Source organism: Sulfurovum iocasae, assembly GCF_047716765.1.
Classification (GTDB): domain Bacteria; phylum Campylobacterota; class Campylobacteria; order Campylobacterales; family Sulfurovaceae; genus Sulfurovum.
This window is the reverse complement of the sequence record NZ_CP180410.1, coordinates 506,488-533,474: the sequence shown is the minus strand read 5'-3', so window position 1 is coordinate 533,474 and position 26,987 is coordinate 506,488. Positions and strand designations below refer to the sequence as shown.

The following is a 26,987-nucleotide window of genomic DNA, read 5'->3' as shown; positions in this document are numbered from 1 at the left end:
TTTATAGATTCTAGATAGATTCTAGATATTAAAAAAGGAGATTTATATGAAGCAAACTAATATCTTGGCAAAACTACTACTCGCAGGAGCAGTGAGCAGTGTAAGTGCCTTTGCAATGATGACGGTAGATAAATCAAATGGTGTCCTGAAGGTTAGTTCGGATATCAATGGCATAGTGATCGCCAAAATTATCAATCCTAATGATGAGGTAATTGTGCATAAACAATTCAATGGATCATCATTTAGTTGGACACTATCCGGTCCGGATGGAGTCTATTTTTATGATGTAAGAGTGATACCGACACAAATTGTCTCAAGTGGTGACAAGCGTTCCGGAAGAGGTGACTATGCCGGCGGCATGATTGAAGTCGTCGGTGGTCAAATAGTTACAAGAAAAGCAGGAGGGAAACAATGAAAAAAGTAAAAATAGCAGCAGTAGCGGTAGGATTGTTGATGTCCACTTCCCATGTTTCTGCAGTTGATCTATTTGCTTCAAGTGCAGCACCAAGTGTGCAATTTACAGATACAGACACAAACCGCGTATTAGGTTTACTTCGTATGGATGATACGACTGTAGATTATGATTTCTTGGGTTTTTGGGCTAATGGTTACCAAAAATGGATGATATCCATGAATTTATCATCAAATACTGAAAATTCAATCCAAGTTGCATCTAACGGAGATATGGGCTTAGTTGACAGTACCATCATTATCGATAAGTCTACACAGAGTGTGGGGATCGCAAAATTCCCCCAGTTAGCATATTTTGATGTATATGGTGATATTGCGGCCGGAGGGACATACAATACCCCAGCTGGAGATGGTCTAACAAGCTTACTGACCCTACATGTAAGAAATGTAGCAACGGGTGTTGGATCAGATGCCGGATTTGCCCTGGTCAATGAAAGGACCTCTAAACAGTGGAATTTTAGAACTAACGATGAGGGGAACTCATTTAATGCTACACGTCAGGGAACCGGAGGATCGGAGTTCACCATTACGAATGCGACTACAAATGTCTCAGGAACAGAACTTTATTTGGGGAATGGAGCAAAAAATATAGGTGGTGTGTGGATCAATGCATCAAGCCGTGCACTAAAAGAAAACATCAAACCTCTTAGTACAAAAGAAGCCCTAACAGCTTTCAGTAAACTTCAACCTGTTACCTATAACTATAAAACAGACAAGTCTGAAAAAGTTGTAGGGTTCATCGCTGAAGATGTCCCAGAATTAGTTTCCATAAACAGTCGTGATGGTTTAAGTTCTATGGATATGGTTGCTGTGTTGACTAAGGTAGTAGCTGAGACCAGAGCTGAGTTAAAAGCCAAAGATGAGAGAATAGCTGCAATGGAAGAAATACAAAAAACACAAAATGAAAAAATTGCTAAACTCGAAACAATGCAAAAGCGAGTAGCACAGTTGGAATCTATTTTGACAAACCTTGCATTGGATACTTCCAATATCAAAAAAGAGAAAGTTTCTCTTAAACTCAAATAATATCTACACTATGGAGCCTGAATTCTCAGGCCCCATAGTTCTCCTAATACCTAACCTCTCACTATAAACTTATAAATTCATTGGTTCGTTATTTTATAATATATTAAGACATCAAATTATATACTTAGTATATACAATGGATTGTATATACGATTTTATATGAGGGATAGAATTCAGATGAATGGATTCTAGAGCATTAAAAAGAAAGGATCTAAAATGAAAAGGATTACTAAAAGTGTGATTGCGGCAGCAGCAGTGTCGTTGGCAATTGTTTCACAGGTAGGTGCAGCAGACCAAATAATAGATGGAGTATTGACAGTAAATACTCCAAAGGCGTCTACTGATCCAATAGGAACAGATGAATATGAGTCAATATTATTAAAAGCGGATGATATATCTGCTGCAACGTTACAATGGAGCCTTGGCGTGTACAATAATTCAACATATGGGATAAAAGGATTTAGTATTACCAATCAAGACGATATAGGTCCATTCTTTATTGACAATTCCGCGACAGATGTGCTGCTCGGATTGATGGGCCCAACTGTAGCTGTCAATCCGGGAAATGATCCATCGAAACTTGCCTTGATCGGTCAGGCAAATTTGATTGTTTTTGGGGATATGTTAGCCACATGGAGTGGGTCAAACACAGTAGGAGATGGTTTAAAAAATCTGATTACTTTATCTGCAACCAATAGTGATGTAGGTGGCTCAATCTCATCTGATGCTGGTTTTCGACTGGTAAACGGAAGTACGTCAAAAGGCTGGAACTTTAGAACCAACAGTGGTGGTGATGCATTCCAGGCAACATTGCAGGGGACCGGAGGATCAGAGTTCACCATTTCGAATGCAACTGCGAATATCTCAGGAACAGAACTCTACTTAGGAAATGGAGCTAAAAATGTAGGCGGAGTATGGATCAATGCTTCTAGTCGTGCACTAAAAGAGAACATTAAAGAACTCAATACTCAGGATGCTTTAGCAGCCTTTCATAAGCTACAGCCTGTGACTTACAACTATAAATCTGATAAGAAAGAACAGGTTGTTGGATTCATCGCAGAAGATGTCCCTGAACTCGTAGCAATTCAAAGCCGTGACGGTTTGAGTTCTATGGATATGGTTGCTGTGCTTACCAAGGTGGTACAGGAACAGGATAAAATGCTTCAAGTACAAGCAGAGAAAATTGCCAAACTCGAAACCATGCAAAAACGTTTGGCAAAAGTAGAATCACTTTTGACAAATCTTGCATTAGATACTTCAAAGACTACAAAAGAGAAAATCTCTCTCAAGTAGAATTTTCCCGCCCCGCGGGAACCCTAAAACCCCATTACCTTCAACATGTTAAGCTATAATACCAATATGATAAACCGAAGCAAAATCTTTTTTACAGACATCTATGACAAACGTTCTATACTCTATGAACTGGCCAAACGTGACTTTCAACAACAGTATATGGGGTCTTATTTGGGCGTTGTCTGGGTCTATCTCCAACCATTGCTTTTTATTACAGTACTCTATCTTGTTTTTACCTTTGGGTTTAAAAGTGGCAGCAGCAGTGATGGTGTACCTTTTGCAGTCTATCTCATCTCCGGGATGATCCCATGGCTGTATATTGCAGGAAACCTCACTGCAGGTGCAAATATCATTCGCCAACACGCATTTTTACTTAAGAAGGTAGATTTCAGATTAAGCATGCTTCCCATCGTCAAATTATTAAGCTCTTCTATACCACATATCTTTTTTATTATGATCGCTATCCTTGTCGCAATATTAAATGGACTTTATCCTACACTGTATACATTTCAAGTCCTATACTACTTTGTAGCCATGGTCGCCCTGCTTCTTGGTCTTAGTTGGCTAAGCTCTTCAACCAATATTTTTGTCCCTGATGTTTCAAAAGCAGTAGGCGTCATCGTAACATTTGGCTTTTGGTTGACACCTATCTTTTGGGATATTGCTAAAATACCCGAACAATACCAGTGGATCATTAAACTCAATCCTGCCAACTATATCGTACAAGGCTACAGAGACTCGATCATCTCACATATCGGTTTCTGGGAAAAACCTTATGAAACACTCTATTTCTGGAGTGTCACCGGTATCACTTTGTGGATAGGTATTACCGTTTTCAAAAAACTAAGACCACATTTTGCAGAGGTTGTATAATGAATGATATCGCTATCTCTTTGAAGAATGTTTCCAAGTACTATAAACTTTATAATTCCCCGCAAGACCGATTAAAAGAATCTCTTAGCTTTTCAGATAAAGAATATCATAAAAAGTTTTATGCCACAAAAAATCTTAACCTTGAGATAAAAAAAGGTGAGATCATTGGTATCGTAGGGAAAAATGGAAGTGGTAAATCTACACTTCTTAAACTGATCACCGGTGTACTGACTCCGAATGAAGGTTCTATTCAAGTCAATGGAAAGATCTCTGCTCTATTGGAACTGGGGTCTGGTTTCAATCCTGAGTTTACCGGGATGCAGAATATCTTCTTTTATGGCACTATTTTAGGCTTCAGTAAAAAAGAGATGGAAGAGAAACTTGATGACATTCTTGCCTTTGCAGATATCGGAGAATTCATAGACCAGCCGCTTAAAACCTATTCCAGTGGTATGAAATCCAGACTTGGTTTTGCCGTGGCTGTACATATCGATCCAGAAATATTGATCCTCGATGAAGTGCTTGCCGTTGGTGACATTCTTTTCAAACGCAAGTGTTATGCAAAAATGGAAGAATTCTTTAAGGGTGGAAAGACCATTCTTTATGTTTCTCATGATGCAAACTCTGTTAATGAACTCTGTACACGTGCCATCTTTCTCAATGATAGTAATATTTTACTTGATGATGATGCAAAAACTGTCACAGCATTTTATCAAAAGTATCTATTCTCCAATAAAGAAACAAAAAAACAAATTATTGATGATTTAAGGCAGCAGTCTACCCAAAAAAACACCAAAGAACCTCAAAAAAATATTGCAAAAACAGAACTCAAAACGGCTACAAAAAGAAAAAAAACTCATAGTGAAAATAATATATACTTTGCAGAAGGTTTACAGAGCGAGAGCTTACAAAAAGTACAAAATCATCAAGTAGATATATTCGATCCTAAAATATTAAACAGTGATGGGGAACAGGTCAATATGCTTATCATTGATAAAACATATTATCTTACATTCATCATTAAAACACCTATACTGATTAAGCAAGTTTCTTATGGTGCCCAGATAAAGGGACTAAAAGGTGATATTATCGCTAATGCTTCACTCAAAAATGCAAACCTGCTTATCGATGAAATGAGTAAAGGGGAGTATAAAATTACTTGGTCTTTTGTCTGCAAATTACTGCCCGGCACCTATTTGATAGATACTTCAAGCACGGGCATAGTTTACTACGAAAGAGAGGTTCTCTGCAGAGTTTTTGACCATCTTATGTTTAAGGTCTTAGGACAAAGTGACCTACTCTATCAAGGAACAGTAAAATTAGATCAGGAGCTACACTATGAAAAAATCAATTAACTACTTCAAAAAAACTTTTCAAAATAAAAATCATAATCAAGCATTTGTTGTTATTAGCACGCAACGAAGCGGCACAACATTTTTAGCCCAACTACTTAATTCGCATCCCAATATCCATATGGGCAAAGAACTTTTCAAGACAGATAAGAACCTACTCAATGTAGATAATGATAACTATCGCTACAGTGACAAAGGAACTAGTGTCAAAAAGCATTTAGATAGCTATTATGCTAAATATGGCCAAACATATCAAGCCGTTGGGTTTACTGTGATGTATCTCCAACTTCAGCAAAACCCAGACATTCTGACCTATATCAAAGAGAATAATATCCCCTGTATCTACCTAGAGAGAAGAAATCAACTCAAAACTGTTATATCTAGACTCAAAGCACGCGAAACAGGCATCTACCATACTACCGATACAGTAGAAGCTGACCAATCAAGCAGCATCGATACCGAACTACTCCTTAAAGAGCTTAAAATCCTCGATGAAACTATCCTCCAACTAGGAACCATTACAGAAGACCTTTCTACACTTACTATCACTTATGAATCTTTACAACTAGAACAAAACAAAACACTTGAATCGGTGCAAAGATTCTTATCACTCCCCATAGTAACCCACCTCAATACAACACTCCAAAAAACAAATAGTGATGACCTAGCCTCAAGCATCACAAATTACGATGAAGTCAAGGCATTACTGCAAACAACCCCATTTAAAAGGTATCTATCAATGGATCAAAAAAGAGAACTTATAGGCGAAAAAGGCGGTGCATGGAGCGAGGAGACACACATGGAGCTCCATGCAAATAATTTCAATGCAGGATTAGCTAAATTTATTATAGAAAAAATCCAACCAAAAAATTCACTGGAGTTTGGGTCAGGGCTTGGGTTTCTCTCTAGGCATATTGTTGACAACAGTCCTATCAAAGAAGCCTACTGCATAGAACCAAATGAGATCAAAGGTCTCTATAGTCAGGAGGGTTTTCCAAAACTTCTATCTGTTAATATCTTCGATAATACACTGCCTTCATGCCTCGATAGAACCTTTGATTTGGTTTTTTCTATTGAAGTTGCAGAACATATTGAAAGGGAAAAACATGATACATTATTTGATTTTTTAGTAGGACATGCTAACAATTGGATTGTTTTTTCCGGTGCCAGAGTTGGACAGGGAGGTCATGGGCATATTGCCGAACGACCACAAGAAGAGTGGAAAGAAGAGTTTGTTATGCGGGGGATGGTCTATCAAGCGCAATTGACAGAAGATATTCGTGCTGCCTGTGATAAAAAAAATATTAATCATCGTCAAAACTTAATGATCTTTAAAAAGCCTAAAGTATCACTAATAAAAAAAATTATTACAAAACTTTTTTCATGATAAAGTATATAAGTTCTAAGTTTAAAAAGAAAAAAAACGATAAAAAATATATTTTAGTTTTTGCAAATTATAACTATCTTCCTGTTCTTGAGAATTGGATTGAAGCTGTTAAAAGAATTAATGTAGATAACTTTATAATAATTTCTCTTGATGAAGAGTTACATCATTACCTGCAAGACAAAAAGATTTCATCTCTATTCCGACCTTGTGAACTTGATCTTGGAAAACTCTGGATTCATAGGGTCGATGTCATTTTGGAACTATTGGAAGAAGGATATGATATCATACACTCCGATGCAGATGCAGTATGGATTAAAGACCCTCAACCTTATCTAAATAAACTAGATCAAGATATGATTTTCTCTCAAGGGACTTATTGGCCTTTAGATGTACATAAAAAGTGGGGGTTTGTCTTATGTTGTGGTTTTTTCTATATGAAATCCAATAAAAAAACTCTAGATTTTATGAACAAATTAGCAGAACGTGTTCGGATTGATAAAGATGACCAAGTAAGCTGTAATCGACTTCTAATGGAAGAGGGATTAAGTTGGGACATACCTGAGGATACATATAAGCTAACTTTTCGAGATCACGATTTTATCTGTTCAACTAAATGTATCTTTGGGAAAACAGATACATTATCAGCCGCACTGCTTCCTCATGCAAAATTTCAACGTATTACAGAATCTTCGGATGATGTCTATGTAAAGCATCTGATATCTGAAAAAAACAGTGATGACATTATGGACATATTGGCTAAAAATGGATGCAAATTTATTTAAAATACCATTCTGATACTAACCCTGGTCAAACCTATTTTATGCTAAAATATCATTCTAATAAATCAACTTAAAGGCACTCTTAGATGATCGTCTGGTTAGCATCATATCCTCGTAGCGGAAATACTTTTTTTAGAGTAATACTCAATAGTGTCTTTGACATAAAAACATACTCTATCTATGATGATAGAGGTGATATCGGTGCTGATGAAAAAACATCTGAAATAGTTGGACACGAATTCCTACCGGAAGACTTTGATCTAGAAAAAGCAAGAGAAGAAAAAAAAACTTATTATATAAAAACTCATGGAAAGCCATTGAATGATACAGATAAAGTAATTTATTTAATCCGTGATGGAAGAGAAAGCACACTCTCAAATATGATACATCAAAACTCATTTTATAAAAAAAACTATACTCTACGGGACGCCATTTTTGGTAATATTGATATGGGTTCATGGGGAGAGTATATCAGTGAATGGGATCCTAAAAATAGAGAAAATACACTATTAATAAGATTTGAAGAGCTCATAGATGCACCTTTGGAATATATTAAAAGTATCTCTGATTTTCTTAACATTAAACCAATAGGTGGAACTATACCTACATTTGAAGAACTACAAAAAATCAATCCAATGTTTTTTAGAAGTGGTAAAAAATCTTCATGGAAAGAGACTTATACAGATGAAGAACATAAACTTTTTTGGCTTAAAAATGCAATTCAAATGAAAGAATATGGATATAATAATGATATACCTGAACAATTTAACAGTGAAATTTTAGAGCTACTTTCATTAGAAAATAAATATAATACTCAAAATATAAATAATACAAAAAAAGATACAGAGACAGAATTATTCCGTTTAAAAAATAGATTAAAAGATAATAATATAGAATTATTCCGTTTAAAAAATAGATTAAAAGATAATAATATAGAATTATTCCGTTTAAAAAATAAATTAAAAGATAATAATATAGAATTATTCCGTTTAAAAAATAGATTAAAAGATAAAGACGTAAAACTAGAAAGTCAAAGGTTAGAACTAGCAAAATTACTCAAAATAGAACAAGAAAATATAGGTCTACGCATCACAAATAATAATTTTAATATATTAAAAAACTCTATAGAATCAATATCTAGTATCTCAGTAAAAGTTCATCCTTTAAAAAAAATCAAAGCATATAAAGAGATGATAAATGTATATAATACTATAAAAAGTGAATCAAAAACAGTAAACACCAATCAACCGACTTTTACTATAGTAACTGTAGTATATAATGGTGAAGATGAGATAGAAGAAACTATAAAAAGTATTATAGAACAAACATATAAAGATATTGAATACATTATAGTTGATGGTGCTTCTACTGATAATACTATAAAAATTGTAAAAACATATGAAGACAATATTACTTACTGGAATAGTGAAAAAGATAGTGGCATCTATGATGCTATGAATAAAGGTATAGACTTAGCAAATGGCAAATGGGTCAACTTTATGAATGCCGGAGATACTTTTGCTGATAATGATACTTTATCTAAGATAGTAAAAAATATCGAAGAAAATAGTGATATTATTTATGGTGATCGTTATTATCTTAAAAATAATAAAAAAACACTACAAAAAGCTAAGCATATAGATACTATTTTTGAGAAAATGCCATTTGGACACCAGTCTGTTTTCATAAAAAATGAAGTACTCAAAAAATTCAATTTTAATGATACTTATAAATTTGCAGCTGACTATAATCTGCTCATGCAGTTATACCTTGAAAAGTATAATTTTCAATATATTGAAATACCAATATGTAATTTTATGAGTGGTGGACACAGTGAGTCAGGCTTACGTCCATATCTTGAAGTATTAAAAATATTATTTGATAACTGCAAAAATTACAAAATTATAGAAAACAATATTTATTTTGATGCATTCCGTAATAATTGTGAGAACATAATCAATAAAAGCATTAAAAAGTAAGCCTATGAGTTATCTATCTTTATTTAAAGTCAAATGGAAAAAAGTATTGGATATCGAAGAATATATCTATAGTCAAATGACATGGGAAGAGAGAAAAAAAGCTTTATATGACTCTTTTATGCTTCTTTTTTTTCGTCGTCCTTCCATCCCTGATAAACATGTAATCACAGACTTCTTATTTGTTAAAGTAATGCAAAGAGCTGATTATAATAAACTTTTTGATCAAATTTGTTCAACTTGTAGTGAAAAAAAATATTCACTTAATATTACCTATACTCACTCTCAACATATTCGACTTTATCCTTTATATATATTTATAAAGTATTTCCCTCTTCTCATCTCTAAGCTCAAATTAAATCCTATAAAATCATTATATATCACCTATAAAATGATTCAATACCTTGAGGTATATGAAAAATTAAATAACAGGATAAGCTACAAATATTTAGTCGTTTTTGCAGATATGCAAGCTATTGAAAATCTTCTTATACAGATGGCAAAACTTAAAGGTATAACAACAGTAACTTTACAGCATGGACTCTATATTGACTATACTAAAATGGAAAATATCAATAGTGTTAATTATAAAAATCATGTAGCTGACTTCTTTTTAGCATGGGGGAACTCAACAAAAGAGCTGATAGAAAGGTTTAACCCTAATGCAAGAGTAGTAATTTGCGGGAAGCCCCTCGAAGCACAAGATATACCACCACAAAAATCAAACTATTTTACAATACTTTTTGATCAAAACTTATTAAAACAATATAATCATGATCTACTTAAAATTGCTTATGATCTTCATGAAAAAACTCAATTAAGAATTAATATACGATTCCATCCGCATAATAGAAAATCGGCATATAAAATTAAAAAAGATATTGTTTATATCGATAAAGAACTTGAGTCTTCAGTATTTATATTAGGGCATACAACATCACTTATACATGAACTGTTAAGAATGGGGATACCCGTATTTAAATTTAACTCTGATGTACCAGCTTTAGATATACCAAAAGCTTTAACTTTTTCTAATGCTAATGATGTAGAAGCAATATTGAAACATTATGACTTACAAAAACATAACTTTGTAGAAGATGGGCAAGAGTTTATAAGTTTTATTGGTGAAGATTCATTGCAACAATGTCGTAATTTTTTTGAAAGGTTAAAAAATGGAAAAATATAATATATTAGATTGTACTTTAAGAGACGGAGGATATATTAATGACTGGGAGTTTTCAAAAAAAATTGCCAATGAGATAATGTCATCATTAAGCACAGCTGATATCGAAATCATAGAATGCGGTTATTTAACCCAAAAGAAACATAAACAGAACTCTACATTATTTAAAAGTATTGAAGAGTTCCAAAACTATTTCAATTTGGAAAAGGACAAACATGAATATGTATTGATGATTAATCAAGGTGATTACAATGTTAATGACTTACCGGATGCTAATACCAATCAATTATCAGGTATTAGGCTTGCATTTCATAAGAAGAATTTATCTATTGCCCTTAATGAAGCAAGAATAATCCAAGAAAAAGGATATAAACTATATTTCCAGCCAATGGTTGTTAAATCATATACTGAAGAAGAATTTATAAATCTACTCAAAAATACAAACACTTTGTCTCCATATGCTTTTTACATTGTAGATAGCTTTGGGTCTTTAGATAAGCATGATTTTTTACGATATCTTTATATATCAGAACATATATTAGATGATGACATCACAATTGGATTTCATGGGCATAATAATATGCAATATGTTTATGCAAATGCTGTAAATTTCATAGAGAATACGCTAAATAGAAATATTATTATTGATTCAAGTATCTCTGGTATGGGTAGAGGTGCTGGAAATCTAAATACTGAAGTTATTACTAACTATTTGAACAAATATTACGCAAAAAACTACACAATAGAACCATTACTGGAAGTAATGGATAACTATGTTGAATCAATCTATAGAAAAAACCCCTGGGGATTCTCTTCTGCTCAGTTTTTGTCTGCCAAACATGAATGCCATCCAAATTATGCCAGTTTTTTAACAGCAAAAAAGAAACTTTCAATATCAGGTATTAATGAAATTTTATCCAGTATAAATAATGATAATAGAAAAGATTATTTACCCGAACACATCAATGAGAAATATCTAGACTACAATAAACAAAAAACTTCATTGTCCAAAAAGTTTGACACAAGTTTTTTAGAGGATAAGTCAATTATAATGATAGGGTCAGGAAAATCAGTTCAAACTTATCAAGACTCAATAAAAGCAATTCAGGAAGAAGAGGATACTGTATCTATTTTTATTAACCACATAGATGATTTATTCTCTTATGATTTTGTATTTTTTGCAAATCAAAAAAGATACTCTGAATATAGTAAACAGACCAAGGCCAATAAGGTCATAATAACATCTAATATAACCACTAACAAGAATGGACACTTTCTAATTGATTATAATGACGTTCTGGAAGAAAAGTTAAACAATTATGATAATGCCCTTACACTATTTTTAGCCTATTTAACAAAAATCAAAGTAAAAAAGGTGTATTTAGCTGGTATTGACGGATACAAGGAATCAAATGAAAATTACAGTTCAGAAGATATTGTACTTACTGATAAAGAATATATGCAATTAGAGAATAATTCTCTGAACCAAACAATCAGATTTTATGCACAGAAGTTGCCTCTTGAATTTATCACACCCTCAAACTTCCAATCAGCTATACAACCAAAAACGATAGGAGTAATTCCAGCTAGATACAAGTCAAGTCGATTCGAAGGGAAACCATTGTGTATGATCAATGGCATACCTATGATAAAAAGAACTTATGAACAAGCAAGAAAGTCTAAACTTTTGGATAAAACTGTAGTTGCTACTGAGGACAGAAGGATAGAAGAGTATTGCATCAGTGAAAATATTCCTGTTATCATGACTTCTGACAAGTGTTTAACAGGTACAGATAGAATAGCTGAAGTATCTCAAAAAGAACATTATGACTTATATATCAACATACAAGGTGATGAACCAGTCATTGATCCAGACAGTATAGATGAGATTATTAAAGAATATAAGAAATATGGAGAAGAGTATATTGCATACAATCTTTATAAGATTGAAAACAACCTAAAGGAAGTTAACTCAGATACAATTATTAAGACTATAGTTAATATGAAAGATGAATTAATGTATATGTCAAGACTACCTATTCCTTTTAACAAGTCAAATAACCCTGTAGAATTTAAAAAGCAAGTATGTGTCTATGGTTTTACAAAAAAAGCATTAGAATTATTTACAACTCGAAATAAAACATTGAATGAACAATATGAAGATATTGAAATATTGAGATTTGTGGATATGGGTTATAAAGTGAAAATGAAAGAAACATTTGTTGATTCTATAGCCGTAGATATCCCTAATGATATTAAAAAAGTTGAAAACTTTTTAAATAAAAAGGATAATAATGATTAAAAATATTTTTTTTGATTTTGATGGTGTCATAATTGATTCTATGCCCGTAAGAGAGTATGGTTTTAGGGAAATTTTCAAAGATTATGACTCAACTTTAGTTGATAAGCTTATAGAATTCCATGAAATAAACGGTGGATTGTCAAGATTTGTAAAAATTAAATATTTTTTTGAAAAATTACTTAATGAACCTATATCTGATAATGCAATAACTTTATATGCAAACAATTTTTCAGTTCTTATGAAAAAAGAACTGATCAAGAAAAAGTATTTGATTAATGAAACTGTTGAATACATTCAAAAAAATTATAAACAATACAATTTACATATTGTTTCAGGATCAGAAGAAAATGAGTTACGATATTTATGTCAAGAACTAAATATTGATTTTTATTTTAAATCCATACATGGTTCACCAACCCATAAAAATATTTTAGTTAAAGATTTACTTCTTAATTATGGCTATAAAAAAGAACAAACTATCTTAATTGGTGACTCTATAAATGATTATGAAGCTGCTAAGAATAATGAATTATTCTTTTATGGCTATAATAATGAAATGTTAAAAAATAAAAGTGATTTTTATATCGATAATTTTAATTCTATTTAATCAAAACCTATATGTAGGAAGCATATGAAAATCTATTCAGCAAAATACAGGTGTGCTTCCAGCCTTTTCACTATTTTACAATAAAATCATAAGATAACCTATGGAAAGCAGTAATGAAAACAAAGATCTAATAACGATTGTAACAGTAACCTTATAATGCTGAAGACCTTTTAGAAGAGACCTTACTCTCTATAATCAATCAAACTTACAAAAATATAGAATATATCATCTTAGTACTATATACTGCAATTGACACAACATAACCAAACCCCATTACCTTCAACATGTTAAGCTATAATACCAATATGATAAACCGAAGCAAAATCTTTTTTACAGACATCTATGACAAACGTTCTATACTCTATGAACTGGCCAAACGAGACTTTCAACAACAGTATATGGGGTCTTATTTAGGCGTTGTCTGGGTCTATCTCCAACCATTGCTTTTTATTACAGTACTCTATCTTGTTTTTACCTTTGGGTTTAAAAGTGGCAGCAGCAGTGATGGTGTACCTTTTGCAGTCTATCTCATCTCCGGGATGATCCCATGGCTGTATATTGCAGGAAACCTCACTGCAGGTGCAAATATCATTCGCCAACACGCATTTTTACTTAAGAAGGTAGATTTCAGATTAAGCATGCTTCCCATCGTCAAATTATTAAGCTCTTCTATACCACATATCTTTTTTATTATGATCGCTATCCTTGTCGCAATATTAAATGGACTTTATCCTACACTGTATACATTTCAAGTCCTATACTACTTTGTAGCCATGGTCGCCCTGCTTCTTGGTCTTAGTTGGCTAAGCTCTTCAACCAATATTTTTGTCCCTGATGTTTCAAAAGCAGTAGGCGTCATCGTAACATTTGGCTTTTGGTTGACACCTATCTTTTGGGATATTGCTAAAATACCCGAACAATACCAGTGGATCATTAAACTCAATCCTGCCAACTATATCGTACAAGGCTACAGAGACTCGATCATCTCACATATCGGTTTCTGGGAAAAACCTTATGAAACACTCTATTTCTGGAGTGTCACCGGTATCACTTTGTGGATAGGTATTACCGTTTTCAAAAAACTAAGACCACATTTTGCAGAGGTTGTATAATGAATGATATCGCTATCTCTTTGAAGAATGTTTCCAAGTACTATAAACTTTATAATTCCCCGCAAGACCGATTAAAAGAATCTCTTAGCTTTTCAGATAAAGAATATCATAAAAAGTTTTATGCCACAAAAAATCTTAACCTTGAGATAAAAAAAGGTGAGATCATTGGTATCGTAGGGAAAAATGGAAGTGGTAAATCTACACTTCTTAAACTGATCACCGGTGTACTGACTCCGAATGAAGGTTCTATTCAAGTCAATGGAAAGATCTCTGCTCTATTGGAACTGGGGTCTGGTTTCAATCCTGAGTTTACCGGGATGCAGAATATCTTCTTTTATGGCACTATTTTAGGCTTCAGTAAAAAAGAGATGGAAGAGAAACTTGATGACATTCTTGCCTTTGCAGATATCGGAGAATTCATAGACCAGCCGCTTAAAACCTATTCCAGTGGTATGAAATCCAGACTTGGTTTTGCCGTGGCTGTACATATCGATCCAGAAATATTGATCCTCGATGAAGTGCTTGCAGTAGGTGATATACTTTTCAAACGAAAATGTTATGCCAAGATGGAAGAATTCTTTAAAGGTGGGAAAACGATTCTTTATGTTTCTCATGATGCCAACTCGGTCAAAGAGCTTTGCACAAGAGCTATTTTCTTGGAGGCTGGAAATATATTACTGGATTCTGATGCTAAAACAGTATCGACATATTATGAGAAGTATTTATTTGCAAAAGATGAAAACATAGAAAAAGTAAAAAGAGAAATATCACTGAAAAATAGAAGTCTTGATATAGAAAAGGGAGAAAGTACACCTGAGATACATAAAGCTATACAAAAGAAAGAAAAAATAATCTCAACAAGAGAAGATCAAAAACAAGAACAAAATGAAAACGCATTTTTCATCCCTGATTTCATTCCTAAAAGTACAGTCAAATATGATAGTTATAAAATAAACATAAGTAATATAACCATTTATGATGAAAACAAAAATCAAGTAAATGTGTTGATTGAAAATAATAGATATACTTATAACTACGACGTAGAATTTGAAGAGTCCTTCAAGAATATATCCTTTGGTATGCAGATCAAATCAGAAAAAGGGCAAGTTTTTATTGGATGCAGTCATTATCTTGAAGATAAGCTCGTTGACGTTATCAAAGGTGAGACATACAGGATTTCATTTGAATTTGATTGTCTGTTTAAAGGTGGTATTTTTTATACAAACTGTGGTATAAGTCAACATAAGAATGGTGAATTCAAATTTTTAAATCGCATTATTGATGCTTATGTCTTTAAAGTTCAAAATAAAATACAAATTTGCAATGGATTAATTTCCTTAAAGGAGAAATTTACTTATGAGGTACTCAAAATAGATGACTGATAAAAATTTAATTTTCTTAATATCCCAACCTAGAAGTGGATCAACATTAACGCAAAAAATAATAGGATCGCATAAAGACATTTATACACGTTCTGAACCATGGATCATGTTACATCCTTTATATTCTCTAAAAGAAGAGGGGATTAACGCAGAATACAGCAAGGAGCAAGAATATAAAGCTACACAGGATTTTATCAATAATCTTCCCGGTGGAAGAGAAAGCTACATTAAATACCTACGTGATGCATATGGTTCCATGTATCATGATTACTTAACGGTTAATAAGAAAAATATTTTTTTAGATAAAACACCAAGATACTATTTAATAATTAATGAACTGAAAGAAGTTTTTCCCAATGCAAAGTTTATCTTACTTATTAGAAATCCTTTAGCGGTACTAAGCTCTATCATTAATACATGGACGAAAGATAATTTATCATTACTATCAAATTTAAAAGTTGATTTGATTGATGGTCTTAATGTGATAGTGGATCAAATATCAGATAATCAAAACGGCTTGTACATTTTAAGATATGAAACAATACTTTCAGATCCAACTGAAAGTCTAAAGGACTGTTTTAAGTATTTAGACTTAGAATTTGATCCTGATATCATAAATTATCATACAGGAAATACCGATGAAAAATGGTTATATGGTGATCCTGAAAATGTGTACAAAAAAAAGGGAATAGATTCAACAAATGATCTGCAATGGGTTAATAGCTTAACTGATTGGCAGCATTGGCGATTAATTAACGATTATCTAAATTATATAGGCAAAGATAGATTTGAAATACTGGGATATAGTTTTGATGACTTTTCCAAAATATTATTGGAAAAACTACCGAGCTCTACCATAGATGAACTTGAAAAAAACACTATACCCCTATTTCAATTTCTTGAATCAACAGAAGAAAAAGAAGAAAGAATTTCAAAACAAGTACAATACGAACTAGACTCCTTAAAAGAAAAAAACAAGCATTTAATAAAAAGTATTAATGAAATAAAGACTAGTAAAATATATCGATTCACTCATATGCTGACAAAACCATTTCAGAGGATTAAATCTTAATGTATCAGGATAATCAAACAAGAAAGAATTTAGTGACCATTGTAACAGTAACTTATAATGCTGAAGACCTACTAGAAGAGACTTTGCTCTCTGTGATCAATCAAACTTATAAAAATATAGAATACATTATCATTGATGGAGGTTCTACTGACAATACACTAGAGATCATCAAGAAGTATGAAAGGCAAATAAGCTATTGGATAAGTGAACCTGATGATGGACTCTACTATGCTATGAACAAGGCGATCGAAAAAGCAACTGGTGAGTGGATCAACTTTATGAATGCTGGTGATACTTTTGCAGATAATGATGTTGTAACATATGTAATGAAGCACAAAGACAATGATACTGAACTGATCTATGGAAACTATCGTAAAAAAAATCTTGATATAGTTGTAAAGGCTCAAGAAAAGTCAAATTGGTATCAAACCATGCCTTTTTGCCACCAGACACTGTTTACAAGGACTGAACTAATGAAAACAGAACCGTTTGATACAAATTTCAAGATAGCTGCTGACCATAATTTTATTCTTAAAATGTATCAGCAACAGAAGAATTTTTCTTATCTCGATAAAACGTTGGCTGTTTTCTCTGAAGGGGGATTTGCTCATAGTAATACCGTAAAAATGTGTATAGAATCATTGAAAGTCCTTATGGAAAATAAAGTAGATATGGAAGAGATATATCTGACATCATGGTATCAATATTTAAATAATGCCGATAAAAAATATGCAAACCTCCAACATAAATATAATATAGATACTGAAATTGCTCAAAAAAAACTGGATCATGTATATAATTTAATATCAGATTTCTTTTCAACAAAACTATATAAAAACCCTATAGAAAAATTAAAAGCGTGTAGAAGACTATACTTGTTTTATAAATCATCTTCCAAATAGACTAAATATTCGAGAGATTTACTAAGTAAAACATCATCACCTCAAAAGCAACTTTATTGTAAAATTTAAGTTAATATATAAAATTAGGTTACTCTATTGAAAAAAATTCTCATCGTATTTGGAACTCGTCCGGAAGCCATCAAAATGGCACCACTTGTTAAAGCATTTCAAAAACATACCGATAGCTTTGAAACTAAGGTCTGTGTAACAGCTCAACACCGTGAGATGCTTGACCAGGTACTGGAACTCTTTGAGATCACTCCTGAGTATGATCTTGATATTATGAAGCCGGGGCAAGACCTATATGATGTCACTTCTAACGTTCTTCTTGGAATGAAGTCTGTCTTAACAGACTTTAAACCTGATGTTGTCTTTGTGCATGGTGACACTTCGACAACTTTTGCTGCATCATTGGCTGCATTTTACCAGCAGATCTCTGTTGCACACATTGAAGCAGGTCTACGTACAGGTGATATATACTCTCCATGGCCAGAAGAGGCAAACCGTCAACTGACTACTCAGATCACAACCTATCACTTTGCACCTACCGAGACAAGTAAGTCTAACCTTTTAAAAGAGAATGTGAATGAGCGGAGCATAGAGGTTACAGGAAACACAGTCATTGATGCACTCTTTTTAGCTTTAGAGAAGATCAAGTCAAACAAACAACTTGAAAGAGATATCATTAATCACTTAGCAACGCTTGATTATGAACTCAAACAGAATAAAAAGATCATCTTGGTAACAGGTCATAGAAGAGAAAACCATGGTCAAGGCTTTATCAATATCTGTAGTGCGTTAAAAGAAATAGCTCTAAGTAATCCAGATATCGATATCGTCTACCCAGTACACTTAAACCCTAATGTTCAAAAACCGGTTAAAGAGTTACTCACTGATGTTGAAAACATCTATCTAATCGACCCCCTACAGTACGAGCAGTTCATCTACATGATGGACAAGTCATTCTTCATCATTACTGACAGTGGTGGTGTACAAGAAGAAGCACCATCTCTTGGTAAGCCTGTTCTTGTTATGCGTGATACGACAGAACGTCCTGAAGCGTTAGATGCAGGTACAGTTAAACTTGTTGGAACAGATACTGAACTCATCATCAAAGAGGCACAAGAGCTTATAGACAACAAAGAATCCTATGGGCGTATGAGCAAAGCAAGTAATCCATATGGTGATGGACATGCTTGTCAAAAAATAGTAGCATTTTTAAAAACCAACAGTTCAGTGCAGGGAGTCGCTAAATGATGAGTCATAAAATAAGTGATTACAAACAGAAACTTTCCAAAATCACTGCCGAAAAAGAAGCAATATCCAAAAAAAATCTTCTACTTGAACAGAAGATTGAAACGCTTAATAAGATGTACAATACAAATCTGCAATCTGCTTCTTATAGGTTAGGTCATTTGCTATTACATGATACTCGATCATTGCGTTCTTTGATCACTCTTCCAAAAAATATTTTAAACATATGGCGTAGTTCAAAACATCGTATAGATAATGGAAATGGATTAATAAACGACATAGACCTCACCTCATTAGATGCACAAAATTCAAATCCCAAACCTGTATCAATTAAAGATCTTAAACAATTAAAGATCGCATGTATTATGGATACATTCTCTTTCGATGTCTTTGGTCCAGAAGCCAAATTTTTTCAACTTACACCACAAGGATGGAGAGAGGAGATGGAGGCATCTCAGCCAAATATGTTACTGATCGAATCAGCATGGCGGGGCAAAGATGATCTATGGCGATCCAAAATTCACATACTTAGCCAGGAACTTGTCGATATTATAGTGTATTGTCGTGAAAAGGGTGTTGCCACTGTTTTCTGGAATAAAGAAGACCCATTTCATTTCGATGATTTGATTGATACCGCACAATATTTTGATTTTGTTTTTACTACTGATATAGATTGTATTCCGGAATATAAATCCCACTTAGGACATGACAATGTCTTTCTTCTCCCTTTTGCCTGTCAGCCAAAGCTACATAACCCCATAGAAAAATTTGAACGTAAAGATGCATTTGTTTTTGCCGGAGCATATTACCCCCATTTCCCTAAAAGAATGAAAGTTTTTGAAGATTTTATTGAACATCTGGTATTACTTGGTGACATTGACATATTTGACCGACATTTCGGGAATACAAATACTTCAAATATATTTCCAAAAAAATATCATCCACTTATTCGTGGGACATTAGCTTACAATGAGATAGATAAAGCATATAAAGGTTATAAATACGCTATTAACCTTAATTCAATCACAAGTTCTCCTACCATGTTTTCCCGAAGAGTTTTTGAGCTTATGGCATCCAATACTTTAGTTCTAAGTAACTATGCTGAAGGTATCCATTATTTATTCGGTGACCTCATTATTGCTACTGACAACGGTGAAGAGTTGACAAAAAAATTTCTTGATATTACAAAAGACCCTATTTATGAAAAGAAGATCCGCTTATTAGCTCTGCGTAAAGTAATGATTGAGCATACAGCAGAAAGCAGACTCTCTTTTTTAGCTTCCAAAGTATACCAACACGATATGGAAGATTCATTGCCTCATATTACTCTGGTATCATATGCTAAAGATGAAGAAGCATTTAACAAAATTTACAAAACATTTAAAAGACAAAGTTATAACCATAAACACCTAACGGTTGTGTACCCAAAAACCATTGATATAAATAGCATAAAAGTGGAAGGTATCCAGCTCATCTCAGAGCTAGAAAATAAAGATTTTTCAGAGATTGACAGCCAATCAGAATATATTGCTGGTATTGCACCTAATGATTATTATGGTAAGAACTATCTTTTAGATCTTGCATTGGCCACACGCTATAGCGAAGTATCTATTATTGGTAAAACAGCTTATTATGATTTAACTCCTGATAAAGGATTTATCCTTGAAAATGCCGGTTCATCATACCATATAGTTAAATCCATATCTGCGCGTTCAAGTATCATAAAAAAAGAAAATATACTGTCTCAAAATATTTCTGAGTGGTCACAAGCACTTCTATCGTATGTTTACAACAATGACAACATACTCTCTATTGATGAATTTAACTATGCTAGGAATACTCAACACTATATATTTACTGACAGTGATATAGAATTACTTTGTGATTTAGATTATATCAATACAGGAATAGAGATAGATAGCATATTGCAAAATACAGAAGAGATCAAAGATTCTGCCTTAGAGTTTGAAGAAGGAGAAGTGATTAATGGGAGAAAATAATAACGAGCAAGAAGAACAACCATCTAGTTTAGAGCAAAAATATAATCAAGCTGTAAAACACATTGATGCTTATAAAGCAAAAGCAAATGCCGCAGAAGTTGCTTTTCAAGGCTGTCAATCATCGGCATCCTATAAGTTGGGTCACTTACTTATACATGAGACAAAATCTTTTAAAGATGTATTAAAATTATTTAGCAGAATTAAGGCGATAAGAGGCACTTCCAAATACTCTACAGGCAAAACTATCAAAAAACCTGACAAATCATATAGCAATACTGAAAAAGCGTTGGACACAACTTCTTCTAAAGTGGATAAACAATATAAGAATGGTATTAGTATTATTTTACCTACCTACAAAGGTGAAAAGACGATATATAGAGTTTTATCATCTTTGGCAAAGCAGGATATGCCAAATGAATTATTTGAAATAATAATTATTATTAATGGTGAAAAAGATGATACAAAAAATATTATAAATGCGTTTTCCCAAGAAAACACGAACCTTAATATACGCATCATCACTCTGGATGAAAGTGGAGCCTCACTTGCCAGGAACAAAGGTATAGATGCATCTACATATCAATATATCTTATTGATCGATGATGATGATTCAGTATCCTCAACGTATCTAAGTTCTATGTATAATCTTGCTTCACAAGATACCATTGTATTGGCTCAAATCATCAATATAGATGAAGATCAAATTGATTCTGCTAATCTCATAAATATGCAAATATTAAAAGCAAACACAATCATAGACAACCCTTTCCATAGTTGTCCATCAGTATTGACCATCAATGCCTGTAAACTGATACCAACAATGTACATGAAACAAATCAAGTTTGATACCGCACTCAAAAGTGGTGAGGACATTGTCTATTTCAGTGAACTATTTTCAAGATTTTCCTTCAAGTATAAAATTGCAAAAGAAGCCATTTATTTTAGATTTATGAAGCAAGACTCCATATCAAGACAACCTCTCTCTTTTGAATTCAATGTCATTGGCAGAATACTTGTCATTTCCAATGTATTACATTCTATGGAAAACACCACTGAGACACCTGTTCAAAATTACTTGAAACAGTTGATTAATTCCCAAATTAATTTTATCAATGCCTATCTTCGAGAATACCCTAACGAGTATCAAACAGTAGTCGAAGAGATAGAAAAGAGAGAACTTTATTATTTTCCATACGAAAGACTATATAAAAACAGTTAGGTGAGGGGTTTAGTCGTGAGAAATATAACAGTAGCAATCAGATATAATCTTAAAAAATATTTTCAATAAGGTAATTAAAAAGCAATATGAAAAAAATAGTGATGGCGGTAACAAACTACTATACTTCACCCTTTCAGGTTGGAAGCCATCACTATGCTCGAGCTTTTGAAAAATTAGGATATGAAGTCTTATTTATATCAAATCCCATCTCACCTATACATAAGATATTTGCCAACAATGAACAGTTAGCAGAACGCGAAAGAATCCATGATCTTGGTGGTGAAAGAGTTGGGAATATAACCTACTATGTTCCTAAAACACTTTTTACACCTCAAAACAAGCCATTATTGTCTTCAAAGTTTATTTTGGATCATTGGTATAACTTTTCCTATCCAAACATACTGCAATACATCAAAGACAAAGGATTTGGATCTGTTGACATACTCTGGTTTGACAGTCCTATGTTTACTTTTTTACTTAATAAGATAGAGTATAAACACTCTATCTTACGACTCGCTGATTATTCAAAAGGTTTTAGTTCTGTCTCAAACAATCAATATAATGCAGAAATAGCAATAGCCAATAGAGTAGACACTGTCCTCTATAGTGCAAAAAATTTAAAAGAGAAATACACGGATATCAAAGATAAATCAAAAATGCATTACATCTCAAATGGTGTTGATCTGACATTTATCCAAGAATCTGACAAAAGCCTACCTGTAGAATATGAGAATATTTCTTCACCTATCGCAGTATATATCGGTGCATTGCATGAATGGTTTGATGTTGACCTTGTTTATAGATCAGCAATAAGTTTGCCGGAGTATAGTTTTGTTATTATCGGTCCAGTAGAACGGGATCTTAGCCAACTTGAGAAACTGGATAATGTCTTTATACTAGGTAAAAAACCTTATGCACGAATAGCACAATTTTTGTCTAATGCGGATGTTGGGATCATTCCATTTGATACAGTAGATCATAGAGATCTTGTTGAAAGCATTAACCCTTTAAAACTCTATGAATATTTCGCCTGTGGCTTACCTGTCGTTTCAATGAACTGGCATCAGTTGGAAGAGTTAGAATCCCCTGCATTTTTATGCAATACCACTGAAAAGTTCATTAATGCAATCAAGGAAGCAGACAAAGACAATAATCAAACTGCAGTTAAAGAATTTGCAGAGAGTGCAGATTGGGTTAAGAGGCTAAATGATGTGTTGAATATCCTACATAGGGCTGTGGATAAATGAAGATATTAATAGACGGACGTGTACTGGCACATGATCATACAAGTGGTGTACAAAGACATGCACAAGAGATCTCAAGAGCTTTACATGAAGCAGATAATACTATCACAACCGTCATACCAAAATATAAAAATAGATATTATCAACAAATTTGGGAGCATACTCTATTACCATTCTATGCTAGAAAGTATGATATTCTCTATTGCCCATCCAATATTGCACCTCTTTATCTTCCCAAAAAAACAAAACTCGCCATAACCCTGCATGACCTTGCATTTCTTGATTTTCCAAAACAATACTCCTCTGTTTTCCAAAAATATTATGCGTTTCTCGTTCCTAAAAACATCCAAAGAGCCCAATACATATTAACTATCTCAAATTTTAGTAAGAAACGTATTATCCGTGAATACCCCTGGGTTAAAAATAGGATCAGCGTCATCCATCACGGCATTTCATCCCATTTTTTACCATCTGATCAACCAAAATCAAATTATGTACTCTACGTTGGAACAATGAATAGAATTAAAAACTTTCAGGTACTTTTAGAAATATTTCTAACACTTGAATTTAAAAATATTGATTTAAAAATGATTCTTCCTAACGCGTCTACCTTTTCAGATGATGAGCATATCAATACACTTATTAGAAGATCTAAAGAAGCAGGTAATATAGACATTATTGATCATGTAAATCAAGATGAACTGAAAACATATTATCAAAATGCAAGACTTTTTGTCTTCCCCTCTTTTCATGAAAGTTTCGGTTTCCCTCCATTGGAAGCAATGGCCTGTGGTACACCTGTGATAGTTTCAAATGTTACAGCATTGCCCGAAGTGTGTGGAGATGCAGCACTTTATGTAGACCCCTACTCCACGGAAGATATTGCAGAGAAAATCCAATTACTACTCTCAAATACATCTCTACAGAAAAAATATATAGCTAAGGGTTTATCCCATGTCAAAACGTATACGTGGAAAGATGCGGCTAAAGCACATCTAAAAAAGTTTAAGGAAATGTTAGAAATATGAAAGTAGCTATCGTACATGACTGGTTGGTTACCAATGCTGGTGCTGAAAAAGTTTTAAGAAGCATAGTAAATCTCTATCCTGATGCAGATATATTTTCTTTGGTAGATTTTTTAAGTGATGAAGAAAGAAATATTATTATCGATAGTAAGAAAGTGCATACTTCTTTTATTCAGAAACTGCCCTATGCTAAAAAACAGTTTCGCAACTATCTTCCCCTCTTTCCAAAAGCTATTGAAAGTTTTGACTTAAGTACCTATGACTTGATCATCAGTAGTTCATGGGCTGTTGCAAAAGGGATCAAGAAAGATCCGAACCAACTTCACGTATGTTACTGTCATACTCCTATACGTTATGCATGGGATCTATATGATGAATACACGAAAGATCTTCCTTGGCTTAAAAAGATCCTGGTTCAGAGTATACTTAAATACATCAGAAAATGGGATATTGATACATTAGATCGAGTAGATCATTTTATCGCTAATTCCAAGTTTGTACAAGAACGTATCAAGAGGATATATAATAGAGAATCGACAGTTATATACCCTCCTGTAAATATAGATAAATTTACATTCCGTGAAAAGAAAGAGGACTTTTACCTCACTGCATCCAGACTGGTTCCGTATAAAAAAACAAAACTCATTGTTGAAGCTTTCAATCAAATGCCTGATAAGAAATTAGTCGTGATCGGCAGTGGTGAAGAATATAATGCTATCAAGAAGATAGCCAAAGACAATATCAAAATTTTAGGATATCAACCAGATGAAATATTGATATCAACTATGCAAAAAGCAAAAGGTTTTATCTACGCTGCCATAGAGGATTTTGGTATCATACCTATAGAAGCTATGGCATGTGGAACACCTGTGATCGCCCTAAATGAGGGGGGAACAAAAGAGACAGTTATCAATAAAACCACAGGTATACATTTTAAAGAACAGACACAGCAAAGTATCATAGATTCTATTAACGCGTTTGAAAAACTTGATCTTAACTATACTGATATTAGAAATGAAGCAAGTAAATATACACATTTTGAGGAAGAATTACTCTCATTTATAACTAAAACCTATTAACTTTTTGCTAAAATGCTCCTTATACTAGCAAAGGGAATAGATGAAAGATTTTATATCAAAAATTATTTTTATACTTTTTGATATTGCAATGATTGTACTTTCTATCTATCTTGCATATACTTTACGAACAGCTTTTGAAAATCTAAATCTACAGACCATTCCTTTAACTGAATACCTTAGCTTTTATCCTCTTTACATCATTCCTCTTTTACTCTTTGCCTATGAAGGTATTTATACCTATAGATATGATTTTTGGCATGAAAGCAGGTTGATCTTAAAAGTGATCATTTTTTCTGCTATTTTGATCTTTGCTTATTTAGCAATGATAAAATCTATTGAAAACTATTCTAGATTTGTAATAGGTTTCTCATTTTTAATTATGGCTATACTTATCCCCCTTTCTAAAAATATTAGTAAAAAAATACTCCATAGACTTGGGCTTTGGCAAAAGAAAGCAAAGATTTATGGTGAAGATCCTTTCTTAACAGATGAAATTTATGGCAATCCGTATCTTGGATATGTTAAACCTAGATCAGGAGAAGAACCTGCTACAGTATTCATTAATTCAAAAGACAGTAATGTAAATACACTAAAAAAGGTGATCTCTTCACAAATTAAAAATAAACATGAAGTTATCTTCATTCCACTTATTGATGATTATGATCTGACACATTCGCATATTTACGAACTCTCCAACACTCGTACCAATCTCATTGTTTTTAAAAATAGACTCAAAAGTCGTTATCGATTGATTTTAAAAAGGGTTTCTGATTTTCTTCTTTCCCTCATTATCTTTCCATTTCTTATACCTATCATGCTTTTTATTGCTTACAGGATCAAAAGTACAGAACCTAACAGTTCTGTCTTCTTTACACAAGAACGTTTAGGTAAAAAAGGTAAAAATTTTGTATGTTATAAATTTCGTACTATGTATGAGAATGGAGATGAAATACTGCAAGAATATATAAAAGCACACCCTCAGGAGGAAGAGTACTATGCTATATACCATAAGTACCAAAATGATCCTCGTATCACTAAGATCGGTCACTTTTTACGGCGTACCTCTTTGGATGAACTTCCCCAGATCTTCAATGTTTTTAAACAAGAAATGAGTTTTATAGGTCCCCGACCATATATGCTGGAAGAAAAAGAAAAAATTGGTAATGACTTAGAGAGCGTACTTGCAGTGAGACCCGGTATCACTGGACTCTGGCAAGTCAGTGGTAGAAGCGATGTAGACTTCTTCTCACGAGTTGAACTTGATATTTGGTACATAAGGAACTGGAACCTTTGGATGGATCTCGTTATCCTCATTAAGACGATCAGAACAGTTTTACTGAAAGATGGAGCCAAATAGTTTAATCTAATATTTACACTTTCTTTTCCAAGGAATTATAGAAAAAAATATAAATTAGGTACGTAGTATTAAAATTACATCTCTACAGAAGA

Annotated in this window: 22 protein-coding genes; all 22 read left to right on the top strand. The window is 33.1% G+C overall.

Annotation, left to right across the window (positions count from 1 at the left end; translation table 11 throughout):
- The first annotated feature begins 46 nt into the window (after positions 1 to 46).
- The 22 genes from ACLHDG_RS02675 to ACLHDG_RS02570 all read left to right on the top strand — a co-directional run bounded on the left by ACLHDG_RS02675 (position 47) and on the right by ACLHDG_RS02570 (position 26,895).
- Positions 47 to 415, top strand: a complete 369-nt coding sequence (locus tag ACLHDG_RS02675; RefSeq protein WP_415407450.1) for a hypothetical protein — start codon at positions 47 to 49, stop codon at positions 413 to 415.
- Positions 412 to 1,497: a tail fiber domain-containing protein gene (locus ACLHDG_RS02670; RefSeq protein ID WP_415407449.1), complete on the top strand. Its 1,086-nt coding sequence runs from the start codon at positions 412 to 414 to the stop codon at positions 1,495 to 1,497. Before ACLHDG_RS02675 ends, ACLHDG_RS02670 begins: the two co-directional genes overlap by 4 nt.
- A gap of 216 nt (positions 1,498 to 1,713) precedes the next feature.
- Entirely contained in the window at positions 1,714 to 2,790 is a 1,077-nt protein-coding gene (locus tag ACLHDG_RS02665; RefSeq protein WP_415407448.1) for a tail fiber domain-containing protein, read from the top strand.
- Positions 2,791 to 2,856: 66 nt separating this feature from the next.
- A complete protein-coding gene (locus ACLHDG_RS02660; RefSeq protein WP_415407440.1) occupies positions 2,857 to 3,663 on the top strand; it encodes an ABC transporter permease in 807 nt (268 codons plus the stop codon).
- On the top strand, positions 3,663 to 5,018 hold the full coding sequence (locus ACLHDG_RS02655) for an ABC transporter ATP-binding protein (RefSeq protein WP_415407447.1): 1,356 nt from the start codon (positions 3,663 to 3,665) through the stop codon (positions 5,016 to 5,018). Before ACLHDG_RS02660 ends, ACLHDG_RS02655 begins: the two co-directional genes overlap by 1 nt.
- Positions 5,002 to 6,402 carry a sulfotransferase gene (locus ACLHDG_RS02650; protein WP_415407446.1) on the top strand — a complete coding sequence of 467 codons (1,401 nt, stop codon included), beginning with the start codon at positions 5,002 to 5,004 and terminating at the stop codon, positions 6,400 to 6,402. The genes ACLHDG_RS02655 and ACLHDG_RS02650 overlap by 17 nt, the downstream gene beginning before the upstream one ends.
- Complete coding sequence (locus ACLHDG_RS02645; protein ID WP_415407445.1) at positions 6,399 to 7,184, top strand: putative nucleotide-diphospho-sugar transferase; 786 nt, start codon at positions 6,399 to 6,401, stop codon at positions 7,182 to 7,184. The genes ACLHDG_RS02650 and ACLHDG_RS02645 overlap by 4 nt, the downstream gene beginning before the upstream one ends.
- A gap of 83 nt (positions 7,185 to 7,267) precedes the next feature.
- Positions 7,268 to 9,160, top strand: a complete 1,893-nt coding sequence (locus ACLHDG_RS02640) for a glycosyltransferase (protein WP_415407444.1) — start codon at positions 7,268 to 7,270, stop codon at positions 9,158 to 9,160.
- A 4-nt stretch (positions 9,161 to 9,164) separates the two neighbouring features.
- Entirely contained in the window at positions 9,165 to 10,343 is a 1,179-nt protein-coding gene (locus ACLHDG_RS02635; RefSeq protein WP_415407443.1) for a hypothetical protein, read from the top strand.
- Entirely contained in the window at positions 10,330 to 12,642 is a 2,313-nt protein-coding gene (kdsB, locus tag ACLHDG_RS02630; protein WP_415407442.1) for a 3-deoxy-manno-octulosonate cytidylyltransferase, read from the top strand. Before ACLHDG_RS02635 ends, kdsB begins: the two co-directional genes overlap by 14 nt.
- The gene (locus ACLHDG_RS02625) at positions 12,635 to 13,249 is read left to right on the top strand and encodes an HAD family hydrolase (protein WP_415407441.1); all 615 of its coding nucleotides are present in this window, start codon (positions 12,635 to 12,637) and stop codon (positions 13,247 to 13,249) included. The genes kdsB and ACLHDG_RS02625 overlap by 8 nt, the downstream gene beginning before the upstream one ends.
- A gap of 305 nt (positions 13,250 to 13,554) precedes the next feature.
- Positions 13,555 to 14,361 carry an ABC transporter permease gene (locus ACLHDG_RS02620; protein ID WP_415407440.1) on the top strand — a complete coding sequence of 269 codons (807 nt, stop codon included), beginning with the start codon at positions 13,555 to 13,557 and terminating at the stop codon, positions 14,359 to 14,361.
- Positions 14,361 to 15,743, top strand: a complete 1,383-nt coding sequence (locus ACLHDG_RS02615) for an ABC transporter ATP-binding protein (protein ID WP_415407439.1) — start codon at positions 14,361 to 14,363, stop codon at positions 15,741 to 15,743. The genes ACLHDG_RS02620 and ACLHDG_RS02615 overlap by 1 nt, the downstream gene beginning before the upstream one ends.
- Positions 15,736 to 16,815: a sulfotransferase family protein gene (locus ACLHDG_RS02610; protein ID WP_415407438.1), complete on the top strand. Its 1,080-nt coding sequence runs from the start codon at positions 15,736 to 15,738 to the stop codon at positions 16,813 to 16,815. The genes ACLHDG_RS02615 and ACLHDG_RS02610 overlap by 8 nt, the downstream gene beginning before the upstream one ends.
- Positions 16,815 to 17,717 carry a glycosyltransferase family 2 protein gene (locus ACLHDG_RS02605; RefSeq protein WP_415407437.1) on the top strand — a complete coding sequence of 301 codons (903 nt, stop codon included), beginning with the start codon at positions 16,815 to 16,817 and terminating at the stop codon, positions 17,715 to 17,717. Before ACLHDG_RS02610 ends, ACLHDG_RS02605 begins: the two co-directional genes overlap by 1 nt.
- 96 nt (positions 17,718 to 17,813) lie before the next feature.
- On the top strand, positions 17,814 to 18,974 hold the full coding sequence (gene wecB, locus ACLHDG_RS02600; protein ID WP_415407436.1) for a non-hydrolyzing UDP-N-acetylglucosamine 2-epimerase: 1,161 nt from the start codon (positions 17,814 to 17,816) through the stop codon (positions 18,972 to 18,974).
- A complete protein-coding gene (locus ACLHDG_RS02595) occupies positions 18,971 to 20,971 on the top strand; it encodes a CgeB family protein (protein WP_415407435.1) in 2,001 nt (666 codons plus the stop codon). Before wecB ends, ACLHDG_RS02595 begins: the two co-directional genes overlap by 4 nt.
- Positions 20,958 to 22,190, top strand: coding sequence for a glycosyltransferase family 2 protein (locus ACLHDG_RS02590; protein WP_415407434.1), 1,233 nt, complete (start codon positions 20,958 to 20,960; stop codon positions 22,188 to 22,190). The genes ACLHDG_RS02595 and ACLHDG_RS02590 overlap by 14 nt, the downstream gene beginning before the upstream one ends.
- Positions 22,191 to 22,276: 86 nt before the next feature.
- Entirely contained in the window at positions 22,277 to 23,437 is a 1,161-nt protein-coding gene (locus tag ACLHDG_RS02585; protein WP_415407433.1) for a glycosyltransferase, read from the top strand.
- A complete protein-coding gene (locus ACLHDG_RS02580) occupies positions 23,434 to 24,462 on the top strand; it encodes a glycosyltransferase family 4 protein (protein ID WP_415407432.1) in 1,029 nt (342 codons plus the stop codon). Before ACLHDG_RS02585 ends, ACLHDG_RS02580 begins: the two co-directional genes overlap by 4 nt.
- Positions 24,459 to 25,538 carry a glycosyltransferase gene (locus tag ACLHDG_RS02575; protein WP_415407431.1) on the top strand — a complete coding sequence of 360 codons (1,080 nt, stop codon included), beginning with the start codon at positions 24,459 to 24,461 and terminating at the stop codon, positions 25,536 to 25,538. Before ACLHDG_RS02580 ends, ACLHDG_RS02575 begins: the two co-directional genes overlap by 4 nt.
- Before the next feature lie 40 nt (positions 25,539 to 25,578).
- Positions 25,579 to 26,895, top strand: coding sequence for a sugar transferase (locus tag ACLHDG_RS02570; RefSeq protein WP_415407430.1), 1,317 nt, complete (start codon positions 25,579 to 25,581; stop codon positions 26,893 to 26,895).
- Positions 26,896 to 26,987 lie beyond the last annotated feature (92 nt).

Excerpts from the sequence above, each read along its gene's own strand:
- ACLHDG_RS02650 (WP_415407446.1), top strand. The coding sequence starts at position 5,002 with ATGAAAAAATCAATTAACTACTTCAAAAAAACTTTTCAAAATAAAAAT.
- ACLHDG_RS02645 (WP_415407445.1), top strand. The coding sequence starts at position 6,399 with ATGATAAAGTATATAAGTTCTAAGTTTAAAAAGAAAAAAAACGATAAA.
- ACLHDG_RS02635 (WP_415407443.1), top strand. The coding sequence starts at position 9,165 with ATGAGTTATCTATCTTTATTTAAAGTCAAATGGAAAAAAGTATTGGAT.
- ACLHDG_RS02640 (WP_415407444.1), top strand. The coding sequence starts at position 7,268 with ATGATCGTCTGGTTAGCATCATATCCTCGTAGCGGAAATACTTTTTTT.
- ACLHDG_RS02620 (WP_415407440.1), top strand. The coding sequence starts at position 13,555 with ATGATAAACCGAAGCAAAATCTTTTTTACAGACATCTATGACAAACGT.
- ACLHDG_RS02585 (WP_415407433.1), top strand. The coding sequence starts at position 22,277 with ATGAAAAAAATAGTGATGGCGGTAACAAACTACTATACTTCACCCTTT.
- ACLHDG_RS02590 (WP_415407434.1), top strand. The coding sequence starts at position 20,958 with ATGGGAGAAAATAATAACGAGCAAGAAGAACAACCATCTAGTTTAGAG.
- ACLHDG_RS02575 (WP_415407431.1), top strand. The coding sequence starts at position 24,459 with ATGAAAGTAGCTATCGTACATGACTGGTTGGTTACCAATGCTGGTGCT.
- ACLHDG_RS02655 (WP_415407447.1), top strand. The coding sequence starts at position 3,663 with ATGAATGATATCGCTATCTCTTTGAAGAATGTTTCCAAGTACTATAAA.
- ACLHDG_RS02595 (WP_415407435.1), top strand. The coding sequence starts at position 18,971 with ATGATGAGTCATAAAATAAGTGATTACAAACAGAAACTTTCCAAAATC.
- ACLHDG_RS02625 (WP_415407441.1), top strand. The coding sequence starts at position 12,635 with ATGATTAAAAATATTTTTTTTGATTTTGATGGTGTCATAATTGATTCT.
- ACLHDG_RS02615 (WP_415407439.1), top strand. The coding sequence starts at position 14,361 with ATGAATGATATCGCTATCTCTTTGAAGAATGTTTCCAAGTACTATAAA.
- ACLHDG_RS02675 (WP_415407450.1), top strand. The coding sequence starts at position 47 with ATGAAGCAAACTAATATCTTGGCAAAACTACTACTCGCAGGAGCAGTG.
- ACLHDG_RS02570 (WP_415407430.1), top strand. The coding sequence starts at position 25,579 with ATGAAAGATTTTATATCAAAAATTATTTTTATACTTTTTGATATTGCA.
- ACLHDG_RS02580 (WP_415407432.1), top strand. The coding sequence starts at position 23,434 with ATGAAGATATTAATAGACGGACGTGTACTGGCACATGATCATACAAGT.
- ACLHDG_RS02605 (WP_415407437.1), top strand. The coding sequence starts at position 16,815 with ATGTATCAGGATAATCAAACAAGAAAGAATTTAGTGACCATTGTAACA.
- ACLHDG_RS02660 (WP_415407440.1), top strand. The coding sequence starts at position 2,857 with ATGATAAACCGAAGCAAAATCTTTTTTACAGACATCTATGACAAACGT.
- ACLHDG_RS02665 (WP_415407448.1), top strand. The coding sequence starts at position 1,714 with ATGAAAAGGATTACTAAAAGTGTGATTGCGGCAGCAGCAGTGTCGTTG.
- ACLHDG_RS02610 (WP_415407438.1), top strand. The coding sequence starts at position 15,736 with ATGACTGATAAAAATTTAATTTTCTTAATATCCCAACCTAGAAGTGGA.
- ACLHDG_RS02670 (WP_415407449.1), top strand. The coding sequence starts at position 412 with ATGAAAAAAGTAAAAATAGCAGCAGTAGCGGTAGGATTGTTGATGTCC.
- kdsB (WP_415407442.1), top strand. The coding sequence starts at position 10,330 with ATGGAAAAATATAATATATTAGATTGTACTTTAAGAGACGGAGGATAT.